Annotated in this window: 23 protein-coding genes and 1 pseudogene; 20 read left to right on the top strand and 4 right to left on the bottom strand. The window is 62.7% G+C overall.

The features are described 5' to 3' along the window. Positions 1–89 precede the first annotated feature (89 nt). On the bottom strand, positions 90–710 hold the full coding sequence (locus NF551_RS18125; protein ID WP_227897471.1) for a hypothetical protein: 621 nt from the start codon (positions 708–710) through the stop codon (positions 90–92). After that, positions 707–1,603 (bottom strand): hypothetical protein, encoded by an 897-nt coding sequence (locus NF551_RS18120; RefSeq protein ID WP_227897472.1) that lies wholly within the window; start codon positions 1,601–1,603, stop codon positions 707–709. The genes NF551_RS18125 and NF551_RS18120 overlap by 4 nt, the downstream gene beginning before the upstream one ends. Before the next feature lie 103 nt (positions 1,604–1,706). Between NF551_RS18120 and NF551_RS18115 the strand changes: the two genes are divergently transcribed. After that, complete coding sequence (locus NF551_RS18115) at positions 1,707–2,258, top strand: hypothetical protein (RefSeq protein ID WP_227897473.1); 552 nt, start codon at positions 1,707–1,709, stop codon at positions 2,256–2,258. A 127-nt stretch (positions 2,259–2,385) separates the two neighbouring features. On the opposite strand, the gene NF551_RS18110 is transcribed toward NF551_RS18115, so the two are convergent. Continuing rightward, positions 2,386–2,976 (bottom strand): hypothetical protein, encoded by a 591-nt coding sequence (locus tag NF551_RS18110; RefSeq protein WP_227897474.1) that lies wholly within the window; start codon positions 2,974–2,976, stop codon positions 2,386–2,388. A 121-nt stretch (positions 2,977–3,097) separates the two neighbouring features. On the opposite strand from NF551_RS18110, the gene NF551_RS18105 reads away from it, so the two are divergent. The 15 genes from NF551_RS18105 (at position 3,098) to NF551_RS18035 (ending at position 18,554) form a co-directional block, all read left to right on the top strand. After that, positions 3,098–3,661, top strand: a complete 564-nt coding sequence (locus NF551_RS18105; RefSeq protein WP_227897475.1) for an exonuclease domain-containing protein — start codon at positions 3,098–3,100, stop codon at positions 3,659–3,661. 78 nt (positions 3,662–3,739) lie between these two features. After that, positions 3,740–4,195: a hypothetical protein gene (locus tag NF551_RS18100; protein WP_227897476.1), complete on the top strand. Its 456-nt coding sequence runs from the start codon at positions 3,740–3,742 to the stop codon at positions 4,193–4,195. Positions 4,196–4,245: 50 nt separating this feature from the next. Further along, on the top strand, positions 4,246–4,692 hold the full coding sequence (gene nrdI, locus NF551_RS18095) for a class Ib ribonucleoside-diphosphate reductase assembly flavoprotein NrdI (protein ID WP_227897477.1): 447 nt from the start codon (positions 4,246–4,248) through the stop codon (positions 4,690–4,692). A 59-nt stretch (positions 4,693–4,751) separates the two neighbouring features. After that, a complete protein-coding gene (gene nrdE / locus NF551_RS18090; protein ID WP_231704702.1) occupies positions 4,752–6,833 on the top strand; it encodes a class 1b ribonucleoside-diphosphate reductase subunit alpha in 2,082 nt (693 codons plus the stop codon). Between the two features lie 419 nt (positions 6,834–7,252). After that, entirely contained in the window at positions 7,253–7,804 is a 552-nt protein-coding gene (locus NF551_RS18085; protein WP_227897479.1) for a hypothetical protein, read from the top strand. A 129-nt stretch (positions 7,805–7,933) separates the two neighbouring features. Beyond that, positions 7,934–8,908 carry a class 1b ribonucleoside-diphosphate reductase subunit beta gene (gene nrdF / locus NF551_RS18080; protein ID WP_227897480.1) on the top strand — a complete coding sequence of 325 codons (975 nt, stop codon included), beginning with the start codon at positions 7,934–7,936 and terminating at the stop codon, positions 8,906–8,908. A gap of 315 nt (positions 8,909–9,223) precedes the next feature. Continuing rightward, complete coding sequence (locus NF551_RS18075; protein WP_227897481.1) at positions 9,224–9,436, top strand: helix-turn-helix domain-containing protein; 213 nt, start codon at positions 9,224–9,226, stop codon at positions 9,434–9,436. After that, complete coding sequence (locus NF551_RS18070; RefSeq protein WP_227897482.1) at positions 9,429–10,670, top strand: type II toxin-antitoxin system HipA family toxin; 1,242 nt, start codon at positions 9,429–9,431, stop codon at positions 10,668–10,670. Before NF551_RS18075 ends, NF551_RS18070 begins: the two co-directional genes overlap by 8 nt. 68 nt (positions 10,671–10,738) lie before the next feature. Next, complete coding sequence (locus NF551_RS18065) at positions 10,739–11,152, top strand: hypothetical protein (RefSeq protein ID WP_227897483.1); 414 nt, start codon at positions 10,739–10,741, stop codon at positions 11,150–11,152. Positions 11,153–11,271: 119 nt separating this feature from the next. Further along, positions 11,272–15,834 (top strand): fibronectin type III domain-containing protein, encoded by a 4,563-nt coding sequence (locus tag NF551_RS18060; RefSeq protein ID WP_252604996.1) that lies wholly within the window; start codon positions 11,272–11,274, stop codon positions 15,832–15,834. A gap of 143 nt (positions 15,835–15,977) precedes the next feature. Further along, positions 15,978–16,187, top strand: a complete 210-nt coding sequence (locus tag NF551_RS18055) for a hypothetical protein (RefSeq protein ID WP_227897634.1) — start codon at positions 15,978–15,980, stop codon at positions 16,185–16,187. 49 nt (positions 16,188–16,236) lie between these two features. Continuing rightward, positions 16,237–16,515 (top strand): hypothetical protein, encoded by a 279-nt coding sequence (locus NF551_RS18050; RefSeq protein ID WP_227897635.1) that lies wholly within the window; start codon positions 16,237–16,239, stop codon positions 16,513–16,515. After that, the gene (locus NF551_RS18045) at positions 16,512–16,922 is read left to right on the top strand and encodes an SLOG family protein (protein WP_227897636.1); all 411 of its coding nucleotides are present in this window, start codon (positions 16,512–16,514) and stop codon (positions 16,920–16,922) included. The genes NF551_RS18050 and NF551_RS18045 overlap by 4 nt, the downstream gene beginning before the upstream one ends. Before the next feature lie 35 nt (positions 16,923–16,957). Continuing rightward, entirely contained in the window at positions 16,958–17,320 is a 363-nt protein-coding gene (locus NF551_RS18040) for a hypothetical protein (RefSeq protein ID WP_227897637.1), read from the top strand. 166 nt (positions 17,321–17,486) lie between these two features. Beyond that, complete coding sequence (locus NF551_RS18035) at positions 17,487–18,554, top strand: TM2 domain-containing protein (RefSeq protein ID WP_227897638.1); 1,068 nt, start codon at positions 17,487–17,489, stop codon at positions 18,552–18,554. A 68-nt stretch (positions 18,555–18,622) separates the two neighbouring features. Here the strand turns inward: NF551_RS18035 and NF551_RS18030 are convergent. Then, positions 18,623–18,835 (bottom strand): annotated as a pseudogene (locus NF551_RS18030) (DUF3846 domain-containing protein); the annotation flags it as partial. A 284-nt stretch (positions 18,836–19,119) separates the two neighbouring features. Between NF551_RS18030 and NF551_RS18025 the strand changes: the two are divergent. From NF551_RS18025 to NF551_RS18010, 4 genes are all read left to right on the top strand, one after another. Continuing rightward, positions 19,120–19,728 (top strand): hypothetical protein, encoded by a 609-nt coding sequence (locus NF551_RS18025; protein WP_227897640.1) that lies wholly within the window; start codon positions 19,120–19,122, stop codon positions 19,726–19,728. Beyond that, positions 19,725–20,162: a hypothetical protein gene (locus tag NF551_RS18020; protein ID WP_227897641.1), complete on the top strand. Its 438-nt coding sequence runs from the start codon at positions 19,725–19,727 to the stop codon at positions 20,160–20,162. The genes NF551_RS18025 and NF551_RS18020 overlap by 4 nt, the downstream gene beginning before the upstream one ends. 93 nt (positions 20,163–20,255) lie before the next feature. Continuing rightward, the gene (locus NF551_RS18015; protein ID WP_227897642.1) at positions 20,256–20,510 is read left to right on the top strand and encodes a hypothetical protein; all 255 of its coding nucleotides are present in this window, start codon (positions 20,256–20,258) and stop codon (positions 20,508–20,510) included. 37 nt (positions 20,511–20,547) lie between these two features. After that, entirely contained in the window at positions 20,548–21,051 is a 504-nt protein-coding gene (locus NF551_RS18010; RefSeq protein ID WP_227897643.1) for a hypothetical protein, read from the top strand. The last annotated feature ends 26 nt before the right edge of the window (positions 21,052–21,077 follow it).

The following is a 21,077-nucleotide window of genomic DNA, read 5'->3' as shown; positions in this document are numbered from 1 at the left end:
GCAGCTGCTATGTGTGCGGAACAGAGCAGAAAGATACCCGCCCGGCCGTGGGGACGGCCGGACGGGTCCGGTAAAGCGGAATGCGGGCCCTATACGGGTACGCCGGACGGGAGCCCTTCAGACAGGGGAAGCCCGACCGAGAGCAGCGAGCCGGAGACTGCGTAGAACACGGCGGCAGCAGCAGCGGCAACGACGACCCCGATGATGACCAGCACGATCACGCGCATGTTCGCCGGCGTCTTCTGAGAGGCCATGGCCTTGCGGATGTCACCTTCGACGTCGAAGTCCGGAATCTCTTCCACAGCTTCAAGGGGACGCACCCTCCGGGCCTGGAGGCGCTGCGGAACGTACTCTGGGGCAGGTTCCGCACCGGCGCCGCGGGTCTTCAGGGAAGCCAGCAGCAGCTCTTCGTCCTCGGGGGCGGCCGGTTCAACGAGGTCCTCCACGATCGCCTTCTCGGCAGGCACGTAATAGGGGACAGCGCTTCCAGACCCGTCGATGAGGTCCCGGGTGATCCTGCCGTTGAGCTGGACGGTCGTCATCAGTACCGTCCCGTTCTCGCGGGCGTACCGCGACAGGACACGAAGGACTGCCTCGGTGCTCAGGCCCTGGCCGCCGGGAAGCGGGTTGCCGTCAGCAAAGATGTTGACGGTCCCGTCGACGTTCAGGCGCGCATCGAACGGGATGTACGACGGGGAGGGGCCGGTCATCCGGCTGCCGGGAGGGTCTGGAGGTCGGTGACGGATTCCCAGAAGGTGTCGCGGGTCATGCGCAGCCATTCCTCGGCCATGAGGACCGGACCTTCGGTGAGCGCCTGCTTGGTGCTGTAGGACTCATCGCGGAGTGCTTCCGTGATGCTGGCCCAGAACTCTTCGGCGGTGTTGCCTTCGGTGGGTACATGGGTGAGCTGTACCTCGGCCAGTTCGCTCACGAGCAGCAGGTCTCCACGGTATTCGGGAAGGTTGCTCGTCTTGTCTTCCCGGGCATCCCAGATCATCTCCATGAGGGAGTCGGCCACGATCGCCCACTGCGCCTGGGTTGCCGGTTCCTCCAGTGCCAGGGCGGACTGCAGGGCCCAGTTCGGGTTCTCCTCCAGGTGCAGGTACGGGCCAAGGTCGATGGAGTCCAGGAGGTCGTCGTGGCCGCCGGCCTGCCACTCGCGGATCCGTGCCAGGTCGGCTTCGCTGTCGACGTCGATGTTCACGGTGTGGAGGATGTCCAACCAGCCTTCGTCCTGGCTGTACAGGCCTGAAGCGGTCAGTTCCAGTGCGACGCGGAGGGACCAGAGGGCATTGGATTCCGGTTCCAGCTCGCCGTTCGGTCCGGTCGGCAGGTTGTAGCGGCCTGCGATCGTCGGCGGAAGCCAGAAGAGCGGGTGCCACATGACTTCGGGGTTGACCTCGGAGAACTGGCGCCTGCCCGGTGCCACTGCGGTGTAGACGGGCAGCGGAACGGAGCAGAGTTCACCGAACACGAAGCGGGAGGGGTGCAGGCCTGTGGCGGTCTGCCAGTCGGAGAAGCGCTCAACGGCGTCGAGGGCTGATTTAGCGAGAAGCAGTCCTTCACCCGGTGCGGTGAGCAGCTGCCGGCGTTTGATGTCCATTGGTGGATTTACCCCTGATTTGTAGTCGTGATGGCCTCTGCCAACCAACATGCGTAGACAATGCCACAAGCGCCGTCAGCGTTCGACGGGCATAGAGAGCACTATGGGAAATTCAGCAAAGAACAAGGGCGACCGGTTCGAACGGGAGGCTGTCACGGCCCTCGTGGAGCTTCTGCCGGAATTCGCCGTCGAGAACCCGATGAGAATGCTCGGCGCCGGCCGCAAAGACGACATCGGGGACCTCTCCGTCCTGCCTGACACAGCCGTTCAGGTCCGTGCCAAGAAGGACATGGGACAGGCGATCCGTTCCTCGGCTGAGGACTCGGTGAAACAGGCAGCCAACGGCAGGGTTCCGTATGCGCTGGGAATGGTCCCGATCCTTGGTACACGGGCGAATCAGGTGCGCTGGCTGGCCTGTACGGCCCTGGACGCATGGCCTGGAGGAATGGATCCGGTGGCGGAGTTCGCCATCGTTTCGAAGGCCCTCGCCTGGGTGCGCGATGATGCCGGACCGCACGGATACCGGCCCTGGCAGAGGCTCGAACGGGTGGGCCTGCTCCGCGGCCCCGGCTATCCCGCCTTGATAGCGCCCCTGGAGGCCTGGACGGATGCTTACCGCCGCATGAGCGAGGCAGATACTTTACTGGCCGCATAAATGCTGTAGCCGGACAAAATAATGTGCCCGGGAATGTCATAAAAAGGGCTTCGGCGTAACAATTCCGGTGCGCGTGAGAGCCCCCGTTCCTGCCGTATAAATGCTGGGAATCAGGGGGCTCCGGGTGCTAAATCCAGGTGAATGCCCCGCCGCGTTTGGCCGGGTACCTCATACCGGCGGTGTCCAGGACGAACTTCTCCTCGTCGGGGGTGGTTTCGGCACCGAAACGGATCCGGTCTTCCTTCAGCGTCCCTTCCAGCCGGCCGATGAGGCTGAGCTTCCAGCGGACCTTGCCGGCCGGGGCTCCGGGAGCACGGCCATGGACGCGGACAGCGCCGGTGACGACGCCGCCCAGACCGACGAGCAGATACCCGGTGTCAACGACGGCCTTGGAATTGACCCCGGTCCAGTCCCCGGACTGTGCCAGCAGCCAGTCGGCATCGGAGAGCGTGACCGAGTCCCCGGCATAGGGGCGCCACGTACCGTCTCTCTGTGCGGCATCGGTCTGGATGACGGGAAGGGCCCCTCCGGCTGCGACAAAGGGGCGGCGGAGGAGTGCTTCAACGTCGGGACGGACGAGGCGGAGGTATCCGGCTGACACGAGCTTGTCGACGGCGTGGCGGGAGATGCCGGCCAGCCGTGCAGCAGCTGCGGCACTGATGGGTTCGTCCGCGACCAGTGGCCTGGTGTGGGTGAGGGCAGGGAGGGCTGGCGGCATAGGTTCAGCTTTCGTATCGTCGGGTTCTCTCTTTCCTTATGTGTGCGGACCGGGCACGGAAGGTCTTCAGCAGGCTCCCTCCGCGAGCAGAGCAAGGCGGGTTGCCGCACACATAGTGGGTATGGATACGATCCCCGGGCTGAACTTCACCACCGTCGACTTCGAAGCTGCCAACTCCGACCGCCTCTCGGTCATCTCGGTTGGTTTCGCCTCCGTGCGCGACGGTCTCGTCAGGAGTACCGGCACATGGCTGATCCGTCCCGAACGCGGGGCGGATGCCTTCGATCCTTATGCCCAGCGCATCCACGGGATCACGCCGGCAATGGCGGCAGCAGGGGATTCGCTCAAGGACTCCATGGAACGCCTCTCCAGGATCTTCGGGGCAGACCCCGTCATCGCCCACAACATGAAATACGAACGGGCAGTGCTCACCAGCGCCGTCCGGGAGCTGAAGCTTCCCGCCCTCACCAACGAGCTGCGCTGCAGTGAAGTCCTTGCCCGCACGGCTCTCCGTCTTCCCAAGACCCGCCTGCACCTGGTCGCCGAGGCGCTTGGACTGCCTGAGTTCGAGAAGCACGACTCCGGGGCCGATGCGCTGGCCTGCGCTGAAGTTGTCCTGGCCATTGCCCGACGCGAAGGTGCAAAGACGGTCCGCGGCCTCTACAAGGGCTTGGGCATCGCCTGAAGAGAGATCCTTGGCCTGCCGCACACATAGTGGAAGCTGCAGGGAGTCCCGGCAGTGCACTGCTACCAGAAGGACCCCATGTTCAACTCGCTGCTTCGGCGCCGGGCAACGATCGCCTGCGGCTTCGACCACTGGCTCGCCAGGACGCGCGCCAAAGCAGCTGCGGCACAGGCAGAGACTGACGCAGGGATGGAACGGCTGAAAGCCGCCCTCGAAGCGAGGGGCTACCGGGTGACCGTGCTCTCCGCCGGCACACCGGACCTCTACGACTGCAGCGGACTCTTCGACAACACCGCGTACGCAGCCGGACTGCGCTTCGAGGACGCCGGGGAGGCCTTCTCATTCCTGGAGGACGTTTCCCGTGCCCTGATCTACCTCGACGGTCCCGGCACGGCCGATGTGCACCTGAAGGCGCGGCCGCCCTCCCCTGGGGTGGATGTCCGCTTGAACCCGTGGCTCCTCGGCGTCGCCGCCAGACATCTGGAGCAGGCTCACCAGCGGTCGGGAAACGCCGTCACGCAGGAGAGCGCATAGAGAACAATAAGCCCCCACAACACGGCAGTGCCCGTTCGGAAGGTGCGACCGTGCCCAACCTGATCTACTTCTCGTCGACGTCCGAGAACACCCACCGTTTCGTCGCCAAACTCGGCATCCCGGCCATCAGGCTGCCGGTGAAAACCAAGGACGACACCGTGATCGCCACCGAGCCCTACGTCCTCGTCGTCCCCACTTACGGGGGCGGAGGAGCGAAAGGCGCCGTGCCGAAACAGGTGATCAAGTTCCTCAACGTCGAATCGAACAGACGCCTCATCCGGGGAATCATCGCCGCCGGAAACACCAACTTTCACGACTCCTACTGCCTGGCAGGAGACGTCATAGCCGCCAAGCTGGCAGCCGATGACGCAGCGGCGCCCAGCCGCACACAGGTTCTTTACCGCTTTGAAATCATGGGCACCCCCGACGACGTCGAGGCTGTCCGAACTGGACTGGAGACATTTTGGAAACAAGCACCATCCCCACAGACCCCGTAGCAGACAAGGACACCACCCCCGAGTCCTGGAAGGGCCTGGGCTATCACGAGCTGAACGCGATGCTGAACCTGTACGGTGCAGACGGCAAGATCCAGTTCGAGGCTGACCGCGCCGCCGCGAAGCAGTACTGCAAGTACGAAATCAACGGCAACACGTGGTTCTTCCACTCCCTGGAGGAGAAGCTCGAATTCCTCGTGGAGGAGAACTACTACGAGCCCGAGCTGCTGGCCAAGTACAGCCCCGAATTCATCAAAGGCCTCTTCAAGCGCGCTTACGCCAAGAAGTTCCGCTTCGAAACCTTCCTGGGTGCCTTCAAGTTCTACACGACGTACCCGCTGAAGACGTTCGACGGCAAGCGTTACCTCGAGCGCTTCGAAGACCGCGTCACCATGGTTTCCCTCGGCCTCGGCGACGGCAACGAAGACGTGGCAACCCAGACCCTGGACGAAATCATGAGCGGCCGCTTCCAGCCGGCCACCCCGACGTTCCTGAACATGGGCAAGAAGCAGCGCGGCGAGCTGGTCTCCTGCTTCCTGCTGCGCATCGAAGACAACATGGAGTCGATCGGCCGTTCCATCAACTCCGCCCTGCAGCTCTCCAAGCGCGGCGGCGGCGTCGCCTTCGCCCTGACGAACATCCGCGAAGTCGGCGCACCGATCAAGCAGATCCAGAACCAGTCCTCCGGCGTCATCCCCATCATGAAGCTGCTCGAAGACTCCTTCTCCTACGCCAACCAGCTCGGTGCACGCCAGGGTGCCGGTGCCGTCTACCTGCACGCCCACCACCCGGACATCAACAAGTTCCTGGACACCAAGCGCGAGAACGCCGACGAGAAGATCCGCATCAAGACCCTCTCCCTCGGCGTCGTCATCCCCGACATCACCTTCGACCTCGCCAAGCGCAACGAGGACATGTACCTGTTCTCCCCGTACGACGTCGAAAAGGTCTACGGCATCCCGTTCTCGGACATCAACGTCACCGAGAAGTACTACGAGATGGTCGACGACGCGCGCATCAAGAAGACCAAGATCAAGGCCCGCGACTTCTTCCAGACCCTGGCGGAAATCCAGTTCGAATCCGGCTACCCGTACATCATGTTCGAAGACTCGGTGAACAAGGCCAACCCGATCGAGGGCAAGATCATCATGAGCAACCTGTGCTCGGAGATCCTGCAGGTCTCGTCCCCGACTACCTACAACGACGACCTGTCCTACGACGAAATCGGCAAGGACATCTCCTGCAACCTGGGTTCGCTGAACATTGCCAGTGCCATGGGCTCGCCGGACTTCGGCCTTACCGTTGAAACCGCGATCCGCGGCCTGACCGCCGTCTCGGACCAGTCCAACATCACCGCGGTCCGCTCCATCGCCGCCGGCAACGCCCGCACGCACGCCATTGGCCTGGGCCAGATGAACCTGCACGGCTATCTGGCCCGTGAACGGATCTTCTACGGATCTGAAGAGGGCATCGACTTCACCAACATCTACTTCTACACGGTGCTCTTCCATGCGCTGCGGGCATCCAACCGGATCGCCATCGAACGCGGGGAGGTCTTCGACGGTTTTGAGAGGTCCAAGTACGCCTCCGGTGAGTTCTTCGACAAGTACACCGGACAGGTCTGGGCGCCGGAAACGGACCGGGTGAAGGAACTCTTCGCCGACGCGGGCATCCACATCCCGACCCAGGCCGACTGGGAAGAGCTGCGCGCCTCCGTCATGGCGCACGGCATCTACAACCAGAACCTGCAGGCTGTGCCGCCGACCGGCTCGATCTCCTACATCAACAACTCCACCTCCTCCATTCACCCGATCGCGTCCAAGATCGAAATCCGCAAGGAAGGCAAGCTGGGCCGCGTCTACTACCCGGCTCCGTACCTGACCAACGACAACCTGGAGTATTACCAGGACGCGTACGAAATCGGCTACGAGAAGATCATCGACACCTACGCTGCTGCCACGCAGCACGTGGACCAGGGCCTGTCCCTGACGCTGTTCTTCAAGGACACCGCCACAACGCGCGACATCAACAAGGCCCAGATCTACGCATGGCGCAAGGGTATTAAGACCATCTACTACATCCGCCTGCGCCAGGTAGCCCTGGAAGGCACCGAAGTGGAGAACTGCGTTTCCTGCATGCTGTAGCAGGTGAGTGAAGGGCCCCGGCACTGAGTGAACTGCTCCCCGAAAGTTGGACTGAGAAATCAGTTCTAACTTACGGGGACCCCGTCCCGCCATGGGAGGGGCTCACAGCAGCCCTGGCGGCCGTCCTGGGTACCGCAGGCATCGAAGCCACCCGGGATGCTTCATCCGAGCGCGCCATCCGCCATAACGAACACTGGAAGCGCTTCCTGGAGACAGTCGGCGAAGAGGTCAGGGCAGTACTCAACGAGGCCTAGAAGCCACCCGGAGGAGGGTCCCGCCAGCATGTCCGGGCGGGGCCCTCCTTCCGTTTCCCGCCGTCCCGCCGGTATCTACGCATGTCCTTCAGCAGGGTCCACAAGACACCTCGGGACCAAGACCTAGAACTAAGGAGCGCGCCAATCCCGGGCGCAGAAACACCCATGATCACAAACACCAAGTACGCCCAGAAGCTCCTCGCTGCCCAGGACAAGCGCCGCGCCCTGACCGAGGACGAGACGATGCTTGAGACCGCCCTGCTCCAGGCCGCAGTCCTGACACCCGGCACCGTTGCCGCCGAAACCGGCTTCGAAGCCCTGAAGCAGCACATGGCAGAGAATGCCGACAAGTTCTGGGACTACCTGAACTTCGCCGTCGTCGTCACCGCTGACAGCTTCGGAGTCCGTCCCGGCACCTGGTTTACCCGCACCCCGGACGAAATCAGCTCGATCATCGTTCCGCTGACGGCCAGCCCGGAGGACTCGCGCACCATCCGCGAGGCCGTGGAAGCGATCTCCGAGGCGCTCATCGAGCGTGAAGGCGCAGCATCCGAAGAGTTCACCAAGAACCCCGACGGCGAACTCCTGCTGAAGATGGCGCGTCTGGTCTCCATCCTGGCCACCTCCCGCGCCCGGTCCAAGAAGCTGGCTCCGGCACTGGTCATCAAGGGTGTCCGCCGCATCACGGACGAGTACCACAAGGCCAACGCGAAGTAGCCGGCCGGCGGCCGGAACAGCCGTCACGGCCCGGCACGCATAGAGATAAATAGGCAGAAACGAAGGACGGAGCCGCTCACCCCGGCTCCGTCCTTTTGTCACCCCAACCCCGAACAAAGGAATCCCGCCGTGCCGGAAGCACCAAAGCTCATCGACCACGTCCAGGCCATCAACTGGAACCGCATCCAGGACGACAAGGACGTCGAAGTCTGGAACCGCCTGGTTAACAACTTCTGGCTGCCTGAAAAGATCCCGCTGTCCAACGACGTTCAGTCATGGGAGTCCCTGTCCGCCGCGGAGAAGCTGCTCACCATGCGCGTCTTCACCGGCCTGACCCTGCTGGACACCATCCAGGGCACCGTGGGCGCCGTCTCGCTCATCCCGGACGCCGTGACCCCGCACGAGGAGGCCGTCTACACGAACATCGCGTTCATGGAATCCGTGCACGCCAAGTCGTACTCTTCGATCTTCTCGACGCTGGCATCCACCAAGGAGATTGACGACGCCTTCCGCTGGTCCGTGGAGAATGCGAACCTTCAGAAGAAGGCCTCGATCGTCATGGACTATTACCACGGCAACGACCCCATGAAGAAGAAGATCGCCTCCACCCTCCTGGAGTCCTTCCTCTTCTACTCCGGGTTCTACCTGCCGATGTACTGGTCCTCCCACGCGAAGCTGACCAACACCGCCGACCTGGTGCGCCTGATCATCCGTGACGAGGCCGTCCACGGCTACTACATCGGCTACAAGTACCAGGTCGCCCTCGCCAAGGAGAGCGCCGAACGGCGGGAAGAACTCAAGGACTACACGTACGAGCTGCTGCTTGAGCTCTACGAGAACGAGGTCCAGTACACGCACGATCTGTACGACGGCGTCGGCCTGGCTGAGGACGTGAAGAAGTTCCTGCACTACAACGCCAACAAGGCCCTGATGAACCTGGGCTACGAGGCGATGTTCCCGTCGACCGTGACCGATGTGAATCCGGCGATCCTGTCTGCCCTGTCACCGAACGCGGATGAAAATCACGACTTTTTCAGCGGGTCAGGCAGTAGCTACGTCATCGGGAAAGCGGTCAACACCGAAGATGACGACTGGGATTTTTAGGCACACTAACTAAACCACCCACACCTGCTGTTTAGCAGTGGCGGCGGGCCGGTGCCGGTGCGGTGCCGGCCTTCCGTGTGCCTGGGGCACATCCCGAGGAGTTTCTGCTCCTGATTTGAACGATACACCCACCCGCAGCAGAAAGCGTTTCGCCGATGCAAGTATTTTTGGGACATGGCCTCTCGTGCAGACAGGCGGTTTGCCGGGGCGGCACCATTTTGATTACGTCTCGGTAGTCACGTGTGTATGATTACGAACAGGTAATCACTTCCGACTGATTACGAAAAGCTCATGGAGGAACCCGTGCACGGAGTCATGAGGTCTGTATCCGACCTTGGGATGATGGTTTACGGCATCAGGCAGCGGACCGGACTGTCCCAGCGGGCTATGGCCGCCAGGCTCGGAGTGAGCCAGCGGTACCTTTCCGAGCTCGAAACCGGAAAGCCGAAAGTCATGAACGACCAGTTCTTTGCCGTCCTGGACAAGCTGGGAATCGAACTCAGCTTCCGTGAGGCGTCCCGTGGCTGAATCCCAGGAAATCCAGCTGTACGGGATCCGGATCGGCACCATGGAGCGTGCCTCCGCAAGCACCGTCGCCTTCTCTGCCTCTGATGAAGGCATGGACAAGTTTGGTGTCGGCTCCCGCGTCCTGTCCGAAAACCTCCCCCTCAGCCCCAGGAAAGCGACCCCCGCCGCCGCAACAGCCTTCTTCGGAGGCCTCCTTCCGGAAGGATCCGCACGCTCCAACCTCGCCAAGCAGGCAGGAGCCCGGCGAGACGACGTCTATGCACTCGCAACGTACGCCGGACGCGACGTAGCCGGCGCCCTGCAGGTTGGGCCGGCCAGCAGCGACAGGGAATCCTACGAGGCGCTGACGGACGAACAGATCTCCCAACGGCTCACCCTCATCAACGACTACGCCCTAGGTGCCATGGGCGGCGGCGGATCCCTCGCCGGATACCAGCCCAAAACCACTCTAGCCCTGCTGGATGGAACCTGGCACGCAGGTCTCGGCGGAGCGGCCTCCACCCACATCCTCAAGCCTGTCGCACCAGGCAATGAGAGTGCCCTGCATGCTGAAGCGTTCTGTCTGGAGCTAGCCCGGCACATGGGGCTTACTGCTTTCGCCAGTGAAGTCCGCAGCTTCGCCGGCCGCCCAGTCCTGGTGCTCGAACGCTACGACCGAACGGTCCAGGGCCGGAACGTCCAGCGCATCCACCAGGAAGACGGAGCCCAGGCGCTTGGCCTCCCATGGGACAGTGACAGCAAATTCGAAAGTGTCGACCCGCGAGCGAACCTCCGCAGCCTGGCCGGGTTGCTGCAGCGGAGGCGCAGCATCGTGGATGAAGGCGAAGATGACCGTGAGGCCCTGCTCGCCCACACAACGTTCAACGTAGCGGTCGGCAACACTGACGCCCACGCGAAGAACTTCTCCACGCTGCGGCACGAAGACGGCTCCGTACACCTCGCGCCCCTTTACGACGTCTCCACTCATGCCCTGGCACCCAACGGGAACCTGAATATGGCCCTGCGCGTCAACGGGAAAAGTTATCAGCCGGACCTGACCACCGAAGACCTTGTTGCCGAAGGTGTCTCGTGGGGTATTGCAGAAAGATTCGCCCGGGAGACAGTCAACACAACGCTTGAAAAACTCCTGGACGCCCTGAAGGAGTCAGACAAGAGCATGGCGGGTGAGAAAGTTGCCCGCTACATCGCCCACGGCACATCTAACCTGCTGTCCGGCAAGCCCGCCGGGGAGTGACCCGCCGGCATCCGCACACATAGCTCCAAGAAGGGCCAAACGGGCCCCAGCAGAGCGAGGAGCCAGTCATGGACCAGCAGCCGGTCACCATCATCCACGGGTCGGTTGCGGCCTTCGAACCATCCTTCCGGGGCGGTCAGTTCCAGCAATGGAACGAGGCCTACGCACGGTTCGTCCCCTCCGAGGAGCCTGTAGAGGGTCCCTACGGTGCCTACCTTGAAGTCTTCGAAGGGGAATGGTTCAGCGTCGACGCGCGCGGTAACAGCGAAGGCCCCACCGAGTTCCTGAACTACCGGCCCGCCTACATTCGCTCCCAGGGAGCAGGTGAATACGGCGGCACAGCGCACGTGAGGATCTGCACCCCCGCCAAGGACCGCGTCATCACCGCTGTCGGCGCCGGCGGCGAGCAGGTTCCCGTGTTCAGCCAGACCCAGTACCTCCAGCAGAAGGTCTCCGAGCGGCTCGTGTTTCCCCACCGCTAGACGCCCGGCGGGCTGTTGAACGAGGCGCCCGGCTGCGCGCTTTAGGCTGCAGCCGCACACAGTGGAGAGAAGTCCGGTTTTTGCCGGTACTGCCGCCCCGTCAGCCAGGAGCCTCTGAATTGCCGAAACTGCACATGCCGGACCTCAGGAAGAGTTCCTCCGGTGCCTTCGACCTTCCCTCCATTGTGACGGGTGCGATCATTGTCGGGATCCTGGCTGCGGGGGTCCTGGCAGCGATCTTCGGGGTCATCCCTTACTCGCAGAACAACGGTGCGAAGCAGGACCTGTCCTCCATCCGCACCGCTGAAGGCGTGGCGAAAGCCAAGGACAACCGGTTCATGGACCACCAGCGTCTCCTGGACATCGGCTACCTGCAGCTTTCCAGCACGAAGCAGACCAAGGTCATGTCCGATGAGAAGGGCACCTGCTACGTTGCCCTGGCCAAGTCCGGCACCGGGAAGATCTTCTACTCCACTGACACGCACACCGATCCGGAGATCTTCACTGCCAGTACGGTGACCGGCTGCCTCACTGCGGAGCAGCTGGCTGAACTGGTCGAGGAAGTCGGCGGACTCGAAGAAGACAAAACCCGTGAAGAGGCAGGCAACGAAGCCAGTACGCCTGAAGACGGCAGTGACGACTCCAGCAGCCCTGAAGGCACCGAAGCTGGCACGGAGAAGGGCGACGAAGGCAAGACAGAAGAGCCTGGAAGCGAACAGAACGGGAATGCTGGTGTCCCCGTAAAAGATGAGCTCACCGCGCCGTCGAACCTGAAACTTGACGCCGTTTCAGCCATCGAAGCCAAGGCAACGTGGGACCCCGTCAAGGGCTCCACCGGGTACAAGATCGAATACCAGGTGAACGGCGGAGACTGGGCAGAAAAGACTGGAAACACCCACGCCACCTCAGCCCGCATCAACGCTCTACCTGAAGACACCATCACTGTCCGCGTCCAGACACTCATGCATGATGACGTTTCGGAACACTCATCGGCAACCGTCAAGCTGCCTGATTCCGTGCTCACTAACCCGGGGTTTGAGAATGATTTCCTGGGCTGGGCGCAGGGCAGCGACAGCAGGATTATGGCTAAGCCGGGGAATGCTGCGCAGGTTCATTCGGGCAATAAGGCTGCGTATGTCGCCTACTACCCATCCTCGCAGGTGGTGACGGTGCCGGGTGAGACTCCGGTGCTGACGTTCTGGGCTAAGGGCGGTGCCCCGACAGTGACTGTTGCCGGTGCTGTAGTGCCGACCACGGTGACTCAGGCTGCGGCTGAGAATGGTTTCTACCAGTACTCGGCTGACCTCTCGGCCCATGCCGGCAAGGCTGTGACGATTGGGTTCTCCGGCAGCGCATACATGGATGACGTCGCGCTGGAGAAGCCGATGGCTCCGTCTAAGCCTCTGACTGTGACGGCTGTGTCCCGTGCAGGGGACGTCACTGCTTCCTGGACTGCGCCGGTGTTCTCCGGTGGCGGGATCCCGGTCACTGCTTACACGGCTACGGTCTGGGCCGGCGGATCTCAGGTGGCTTCGGTGAAGGTTGCCGGGGATCAGCGCACCGCGGTGTTCACGGGGCTGGAGACTGATACCGAGTACTTCTTCACGGTCACGGCCACGAACGAAACCGGCACTTCTCCGAATTCCGATTCTTACGGGCCGGTCATGGTGACCACAGGCGTGCTCACCAACCCGGGGTTTGAGAATGATTTCCTGGGCTGGACGAAGGGCGCCAACAGCAGCATCTTGGCTAAGCCGGGAAATGCTGCGCAGGTTCATTCGGGCAATAAAGCGGCGTACATCAGTTCCTATGCGACTTCGCAGGTGGTGACGGTGCCGGGTGAGACTCCGGTGCTGACGTTCTGGGCTAAGGGCGGTGCCCCGACAGTGACTGTTGCCGGTGCTGTAGTGCCGACCACGGTGACTCAGGCTGCGGCTGAGAATGGTTTCTACCAGTACTCGGCTGACCTCTCGGCCCATGCCGGCAAGGCTGTGACGATTGGGTTCTCCGGCAGCGCATACATGGATGACGTCGCGCTGGAGAAGCCGATGGCTCCGTCTAAGCCTCTGACTGTGACGGCTGTGTCCAAGTCCGGTAAGGCGACGGTTTCCTGGGCTGCGCCGGTGTTCTCCGGCGGTGGTATCCCGGTCACTGCTTACACGGCCGTTGCGATGGCTGACGGGGTGCAGGTGGCTTCGGTGAAGGTTGCCGGGGATCAGCGCACCGCGGTGTTCACGGGGCTGGAGACTGATACCGAGTACTTCTTCACGGTCACGGCCACGAACGAAACCGGCACTTCTCCGAATTCCGATTCTTACGGGCCGGTCATGGTGACCACAGGCGTGCTCACCAACCCGGGGTTTGAGAATGATTTCCTGGGCTGGACGAAGGGCGCCGACAGCAGGATTATGGCCAAGCCTGGAGATGCTGCGCAGGTTCATTCGGGCAATAAGGCTGCGTATGTCGCCTACTACCCATCCTCGCAGGTGGTGACGGTGCCGGGTGAGACTCCGGTGCTGACGTTCTGGGCTAAGGGCGGTGCCCCGACAGTGACTGTTGCCGGTGCTGTAGTGCCGACCACGGTGACTCAGGCTGCGGCAGAGAACGGTTTCTACCAGTACTCGGCTGACCTCTCGGCCCATGCCGGCAAGGCTGTGACGATTGGGTTCTCCGGCAGCGCATACATGGATGACGTCGCGCTGGAGAAGCCGATGGCTCCGTCTAAGCCTCTGACTGTGACGGCTGTGTCCAAGTCCGGTAAGGCGACGGTTTCCTGGGCTGCGCCGGTGTTCTCCGGCGGTGGTATCCCGGTCACTGCTTACACGGCCGTTGCGATGGCTGACGGGGTGCAGGTGGCTTCGGTGAAGGTTGCCGGGGATCAGCGCACCGCGGTGTTCACGGGGCTGGAGACTGATACCGAGTACTTCTTCACGGTCACGGCCACGAACGAAACCGGCACTTCTCCGAATTCCGATTCTTACGGGCCGGTCATGGTGACCACAGGCGTGCTCACCAACCCGGGGTTTGAGAATGATTTCCTGGGCTGGACGAAGGGCGCCGACAGCAGGATTATGGCCAAGCCTGGAGATGCTGCGCAGGTTCATTCGGGCAATAAGGCTGCGTATGTCGCCTACTACCCATCCTCGCAGGTGGTGACGGTGCCGGGTGAGACTCCGGTGCTGACGTTCTGGGCTAAGGGCGGTGCCCCGACAGTGACTGTTGCCGGTGCTGTAGTGCCGACCACGGTGACTCAGGCTGCGGCAGAGAACGGTTTCTACCAGTACTCGGCTGACCTCTCGGCCCATGCCGGCAAGGCTGTGACGATTGGGTTCTCCGGCAGCTCGCATCTCGACGACGTCGCGTTCGAGAAGCCGATGGCTCCGTCTAAGCCTCTGACTGTGACGGCTGTGTCCAAGTCCGGTAAGGCGACGGTTTCCTGGGCTGCGCCGGTGTTCTCCGGCGGTGGTATCCCGGTCACTGCTTACACGGCCGTTGCGATGGCTGACGGGGTGCAGGTGGCTTCGGTGAAGGTTGCCGGGGATCAGCGCACCGCGGTGTTCACGGGGCTGGAGACTGATACCGAGTACTTCTTCACGGTCACGGCCACGAACGAAACCGGCACTTCTCCGAATTCCGATTCTTACGGGCCGGTCATGGTGACCACAGGCGTGCTCACCAACCCGGGGTTTGAGAATGATTTCCTGGGCTGGACCCTCGGCGGCACAAACCTCTCCAAAGTCGACACTTCCTACAAGCACTCCGGCAGCAAGTCCGCGTACGCGTACTACGGGATGTCCCAGGTGGTGACCGTGCCTGGAGATACTCCGGTGCTGACCTTCTGGTCCAGGAGCGCTTTGACCATGGTGAAAGTTGGCGGGGTCACTGTCCCCACCACCCGGACGGCGGCCGCGGTGGAGAATGGTTTCACCCAGTACTCAGCTGACCTCTCGGCTTACGCGGGGAAGACAACCACCGTGTTCTTCGATACCAGCACTATCCACATGGATGATGTTGCGTTTGAGAAGCCGATGGCTCCCTCGGCCCCGCAGACGGTGACTGCCTTGTCGAAGTCCGGTACGGCAACAGTTTACTGGGCTGCGCCGGTGTTCTCCGGTGGCGGGATCCCGGTCACTGCTTACACGGTGGTTGCAATGGTTGACGGTGAGCAGGTTGCTTCGGTTAAGGTTGCCGGGGATCAGCGCACGGCGGTGTTCACGGGCCTGGAGCCGGGTATCGGGTACACGTTCGAGGCGAGGGCTACGAATGAAGCCGGAACCTCACATGACTCGGCAGTGTTCGGGCCGGTGGCCTTCAACACCGGGCCCATCGCCAACCCGGGCTTCGAGAATGACCTGCTCGGGTGGACGGCATCAAGCGGCATCTCGGTAACGGCTGGGTCGAAGCACTCCGGCGGTAAGTCGCTGAGCTTGGTCTACTCAGGATATTCAGTGCAGCAGGTGGTGAAAATTCCTGAAGAAACTCCAGTCCTGACCTATTGGGCTTCATCGTCAAATACGGTCACAGTGGCGGGAAGCGCCGTTCCTGCCGTACGGGTTTCAACAGTTCCGGAGAACGGCTTCTACAAGTGGTCAGCTGACCTTTCAGCCCACGCCGGTGGCGCAGTGTCCGTGAAGTTTGCCGGCGGTGGCTACCTGGACGATGTGGCGTTCGAGAAGCGGTGAGCGAACCCTGCAGTGTCGCCCGGTTCCATGTTTTAGTTCAGCAGGGAGCCGGGCGTTGCGGGGCGCCGGTGAGCTTACGGGCGTCGTCCGCACACATAGGGGATAGGTGGGCTGCATCGGGCAGTCCTTGAGAGGAGAACCCTGTGGCTGTTGATTTCCGTTTGACCGAAGCTCTGAAGCAGTCCAATTCGCTGCAGCAGGTTGCTAACCGGCACGCCCGCACGGCGAACCAGATCGCATACGTCAATATCCTGCTCTCCCTTGGCGTGGACGTACCACAGAAGCTTGCTGAAGAGGTTGCCCTAGGTGTCGGCGATGAGCAGAAGACGCTCGCCCTGGCTGTCCCGTTTTAGAGTCATCTGCAGGAAAGCCCGACTATTGACTAATGAATGTGAGCCCCGCTTGAGTGAGACCCCCGCCCTTCCGGCAACCCTGGTGAGGCGCTGCTGCCGCGGCAAGTCCTGCACGACGACCCTGTACCTGGATTCACTCGAGGTGCAGGCGGGTGAAGGCCAGGAGCCGCTGCCCGCCCTGTTCCGCTATCTCAGGCAGTCCAATGACAATGAGTTCGGCCCGGGCTGGTCCACCAGCGAGGCACTGACAGCCTGGGTTGAAGCGTCCGCAGCAGAAGAGGCTGCCGATGAGGCTGCCTTCCGCCGTGCCGACGAAGAGGACCGTTGAGCGCCCAGCCTGCCGACGAGACTGCCCGCCCTCCGCGACTGCTGATCACCGGCTCGCGCACCTGGGATGACCGTGCGGCTATCCGTGATGCCCTGCGCACATGGTGGGACTCCACCGGCCGGAACCCCGACGCCGTCCTGGTCTCCGGGGCCTGCGCGAAGGGTGCGGACCGTATCTGTGAGGAAATCTGGGAGCGCAACAGCCTGACTGTTGAGCGGCACCCGGCTCACTGGCGGCCCAACGGCGTTTTCAACCGGCGAGCAGGCTACGACCGGAACGAAGCGATGGTCGATACGCGCCCGGACCACTGCATCGCCTTCATCCGCGCAGGATCCGGGGGAGCGAGCCACTGCGCCCGTTACGCCCGCGCCCAGGGAATCGACGTGACCCTCATCGAGGCTGACTGAGCAGAGCCCCCGCCCTTGCCGCACACATAAGTGGCATGAGAGCGAACGCCGCCCAAGCGCAGGCCCCCGTCCATTCCCGCCTGTGGGAGATTTCCTACGACGGGCAGTGCCCCACGTTCCGCTCAACGTCCCTGCTCACGGCCACAGCCGTCGTCGACATCCTGACGCGCAGGCAGATGAAAGGCTGGCCGGCACGGACCCTCACCGTGAAACTTCTCGACGAGTACGACGAAGCGGTATGGGATGCCACGAACGATGTCGCCGCCGTACTGGAAACGACCGGCTGGCCGGGGGCCGGTTCGGACCGGGACACGGCGATCTCGATCCTGGACGCCATTCTCGTGGACGATCTCCAGCCTGCAGATGACGCCGATTCCGAAACACTCGAGGCCAGTTAGACCAAACGCCGCCCGCTATGTATTATCCAGATCCTCGGATGGCTAGACCGCACGGAGGCTCCTGGGGGGAGTAGTTGAGCGTCGCCGCCGACACCCGCTGTGGTCTTTTCTGCCGCCGAACTCACTTGCACGGCGGCCCCACCGCCTTCTTCATGAAGGATCACTGATGTCTAGCACCGAACACAATCCCGGCCCGGCCGGCCAGCCTTTCCAACCGCAGGGCTACCCGGCAGGCTACCCCGCGACCCAGCAGCAGCCCTACCCCGGCCCCGGCGGATACCCCATGCCGCCGCAGGCGCCCCAGAAGTCTTTCCTGGTCACGTGGCTGCTTTCCCTCCTCCTGGGCGTCCTCGGCGTCGACCGTTTCTACCTGGGCAAGGTCGGGACCGGCATCGCCAAGCTGCTGACTGTCGGCGGCCTGGGCGTCTGGTGGCTCGTTGACCTCATCATCGTGATCAGCGGCAAGCAGACCGACAAGTTCCGCCGCCCCCTTGAGGGCTACGACCGCCACAAGAAGCTGGCCATCATCATTACGATCGTCTGGATCGTTCTGGGTGCCATCGTGAACGCCGTCAACGGCGCTGGCCAGGATGTGGAAGCCAGCCCCGCCCCCGCGCCGGCTACGAGCCAGAGCCAGGCACCCGCTGCCGCTGAAACGACCAAGGCCGCAGAGCCCGCCCCGGAACCGAAAAAGACCGAAGAGCCGGCTCCTACCCCTGAACCGGATCCTTTGACGCCGACGCAGACCTTCAGCGGCACCGGCGACGATGTGATCACTGCAGACCTCGCAGGACGCCCCGCCATCGTGACCTTCACCTGCGGTGACTGCTCCAACAATACCGTCCTCGAAACCAACGGTGCCGACTCCCTGCTCGTCAACGAGATCGGCGTCTACTCCGGCAAGCACATCGTCGACACCCGGACCGGGTCAACCACCACTGAATTCGTCGTGACCGCAGTCGGCAACTGGACCCTCACAGTGGAGGATGTCACCACTATCCCTCACTCGGACGGACCTGTTAGCGGCACCGGTGACGACGTCGTGGTCCTGACCAGCGGCACCAAGGCCGCGATCTCCTACCAGGGCGAAAGCAACTTCGTGATCCAGACGTACGGTGACCGCAACGACCTGGCCGTGAACACGATCGGAGCCTACGAAGGTACCGTGAAGATCAGCACCCCGGCCTTCATCCAGGTAACCGCTTCGGGCCCCTGGTCCATCACCCCGCAGTAACGTTCCATGCACAGAAAAGGGAGCCGGCACAGCGCCGGCTCCCTTTTCCTTTGCCTTGAGGCAACCCGTCAGCCGGCCATGGCCGCCAGGAGTTTCTCCGCCGCTTCCGGCAGGTCGGTGTCCTCTCCGTGTTCATTCCAGGTGCCGAGCAGAACGACGTCGCCGACGATGAAATCGGCGTCCTGGATGATCCCTGTGGCCAGGGCTGTGGCCCGCGGGTTGACCTGGCAGTCCTGCTTGAACTTGCCTTCCTCGTCCAGGTACATCGAAGCGCCAAGGTGGGGAGTGACACAACCTGGAAGTACCCGCCAACAAGGGACTGAAGGGTGTTCATGTCCGGTTTGATGTCTTCAAACCGGACCGGCTGCAAGGTGTCGGCCGGGATGATTGCTGCACGCATGGGCTGTTTCCTTCCGTAGGGGTGCGGGCCGGGGTGGCCCTCAACCTCTATGTGTGCGGCACCGTGCCTGAACCTTCCCGGCCGACGGTGACAGACCTCTCACCTGCCGCACACATAGGAGCTAGACGAGGCGGACAGTCCGCCCCTAGCTAACGACAGGCTCAGATGAACAAGAAGACGAAGGCGGTACTGGCATTCGCCGGCGCTGCCGTTATCGCCGCCACAGCGTCCGGCTGCACGGCTTCCCAGACCGCTTCGTACGAGGTGAACGCGAAGGCTAATTCACGTTCCCCGTACCTGCCGAAGAACGACGTTGAGTTCGAGAACTACAACGAAGCCCAGAAACTCTTCGACGACCCCAACTCCATCATCTGGTGTACATCGACGCTGCCCAATGATTCCTCGCCGATCTTCACGGTCCCGATCCGCGGCAAGCTCACAAGCTCCAGCACAAGCTACTTCCGCGGCACGGACAGCAACGGCTACGAAGAGCGCTCAGTGGACGGCATGTACCACGGCAGCCCGCCCGCCTACCGGTTCGGATTCACCCCCATGGGTGACTACGTCTCCTTCGAGGGCATGGAGGTTTACTGCTCCTCAAAGATGGACAGTTTCCAGCGCCAGGAAACCTACATCTCAGTGGATCCTGGAAGCGACGCCGTGTCGGATGCCCAGAAGAAGGCCGAGGAAGCACTGAAGGCCGGTAACCCCGATGAGGCGATGCGCCTGCTTTCGGAAGCCACCAGCGGCATGGGCCTGGAGGGCGCGAAGTGAGCCGCACGCGCATCGTCATCACGTCCATTGCCGCCATCGTCGGGCTGGCAGTCGTCACCGGCCTGCTCGGGCTGGGCCTTGGCTGGTTCAACGCCGGGACGAAAGTCATTTCGGCCGGGAACGTCAAGAAGCAGCACACCGTGGTGATCCGTCAGTACAACGACATGATCGCCGCTGCGGACAACGCCTGCTCAGCCCAGGAAGCGGCCTCCGGCACGAAGACCGACAAGGATGCCCTCGTCCTTGAGTCTCCGATCGCAGCACGCGAGGCGACGTTCCGCTCCCTGGTCTCCAAGTACAGCGCGACCGTGGACAACCCTTTCGAAGGCCAGATCGTCGTCCCGGACGGGTACCCCACTTCCGCTGAACTCTCCGACCTGGACACCTCCGACTGGTGCACCGTTGGAGCCCAGCTGAAGGACCTGAAGGGCTAAACGCCCCCACCATCCGAAGGCAGGCAGCTACGGGAATCTCCGGCTGTCTGCCTTCGGTATGCCCGACCACTTCAAGCACCGAGAAAGACCATCATGAACAGCAGCCGGCCAGGTCTGAAGGCACTGACAGCCGCAGCATTCCTCATCGCCGTACGGCTCACGCGCGAAGCCGGAGGCGGGCGCAGGCTGGCAACAGCACTGGAACCGGTCCACCCGGCCCAGATGGGCACCCGTGCCCTGCTCCGGCGCTCATCCGAGCTGAGCCGGCACCTGACCAAAAATCCGAATGACGTCCTTGCCGCCGAACTGCTGAACGACGTCGACACGGAAATCATCCGGCGCTCCTGAACTTCCGTCCAGCCGCACACAGGTGGGCATGAATGCTATGACTGCCCCATCCCAGCCCCGCACCCCGGACGGAAGGTTCCGCTCCTACGAAGCAGAGGAGGCCTCCGGCGTCGTCCTGACGCCTCCTCATCCGGCAGTGGACAGGGCGCGCAGGGAATCGGAAGAGTTCCTCGAGCACAACGGGCTGCTCGACATCGTGGACCACAGCGTGACGGCCGAGGAGTACGGAACCGTCGAGCTGCACAGGATGGCTGACCCGGACATCGCCCGCGGAAACTGCTGGGCCGCCACCAACGAGGTCATTGAATTGGGTGCCTCCGAGCTGGGCGCCGAATGGGTGGACGAACTGACCATCTCCGGCCGCGGGCAGCATGTGGCCATCCTCGCCGGGTACCCCGAAGGCTGCGCCGTCGTCGACTTCACCATCCGCCAGTTCGATGCGGGCCTTGCCTTCCCATGGACGGGAACCGTCGACGACTGGAAGAAGACGGTCGAAGCGGCCACCGGTACCAGCTGGGAGTTCGAGGACGACGAGGACTGAGTGGCCGGGCACGGGGAGAGTCCCGG

The organism is Arthrobacter caoxuetaonis (genome assembly GCF_023921125.1).
In the GTDB taxonomy this organism is placed as follows: Bacteria; Actinomycetota; Actinomycetes; order Actinomycetales; family Micrococcaceae; genus Arthrobacter_B; species Arthrobacter_B caoxuetaonis.
The sequence above is the reverse complement of the archived record's forward strand: the minus strand, read 5'-3'. Positions and strand labels throughout refer to the sequence as shown.

Bases quoted from the DNA above. Each gene is read 5' to 3' on its own strand.
- NF551_RS18125 (WP_227897471.1), bottom strand. From the start codon at position 710: ATGACCGGCCCCTCCCCGTCGTACATCCCGTTCGATGCGCGCCTGAAC.
- NF551_RS18040 (WP_227897637.1), top strand. From the start codon at position 16,958: ATGAGAGCGAACGCCGCCCAAGCGCAGGCCCCCGTCCATTCCCGCCTG.
- NF551_RS18110 (WP_227897474.1), bottom strand. From the start codon at position 2,976: ATGCCGCCAGCCCTCCCTGCCCTCACCCACACCAGGCCACTGGTCGCG.
- NF551_RS18100 (WP_227897476.1), top strand. From the start codon at position 3,740: ATGTTCAACTCGCTGCTTCGGCGCCGGGCAACGATCGCCTGCGGCTTC.
- NF551_RS18010 (WP_227897643.1), top strand. From the start codon at position 20,548: ATGACTGCCCCATCCCAGCCCCGCACCCCGGACGGAAGGTTCCGCTCC.
- NF551_RS18105 (WP_227897475.1), top strand. From the start codon at position 3,098: ATGGATACGATCCCCGGGCTGAACTTCACCACCGTCGACTTCGAAGCT.
- NF551_RS18065 (WP_227897483.1), top strand. From the start codon at position 10,739: ATGGACCAGCAGCCGGTCACCATCATCCACGGGTCGGTTGCGGCCTTC.
- NF551_RS18015 (WP_227897642.1), top strand. From the start codon at position 20,256: ATGAACAGCAGCCGGCCAGGTCTGAAGGCACTGACAGCCGCAGCATTC.
- NF551_RS18115 (WP_227897473.1), top strand. From the start codon at position 1,707: ATGGGAAATTCAGCAAAGAACAAGGGCGACCGGTTCGAACGGGAGGCT.
- NF551_RS18120 (WP_227897472.1), bottom strand. From the start codon at position 1,603: ATGGACATCAAACGCCGGCAGCTGCTCACCGCACCGGGTGAAGGACTG.
- NF551_RS18075 (WP_227897481.1), top strand. From the start codon at position 9,224: ATGAGGTCTGTATCCGACCTTGGGATGATGGTTTACGGCATCAGGCAG.
- NF551_RS18085 (WP_227897479.1), top strand. From the start codon at position 7,253: ATGATCACAAACACCAAGTACGCCCAGAAGCTCCTCGCTGCCCAGGAC.
- nrdE (WP_231704702.1), top strand. From the start codon at position 4,752: ATGCTGAACCTGTACGGTGCAGACGGCAAGATCCAGTTCGAGGCTGAC.
- NF551_RS18025 (WP_227897640.1), top strand. From the start codon at position 19,120: ATGAACAAGAAGACGAAGGCGGTACTGGCATTCGCCGGCGCTGCCGTT.
- NF551_RS18035 (WP_227897638.1), top strand. From the start codon at position 17,487: ATGTCTAGCACCGAACACAATCCCGGCCCGGCCGGCCAGCCTTTCCAA.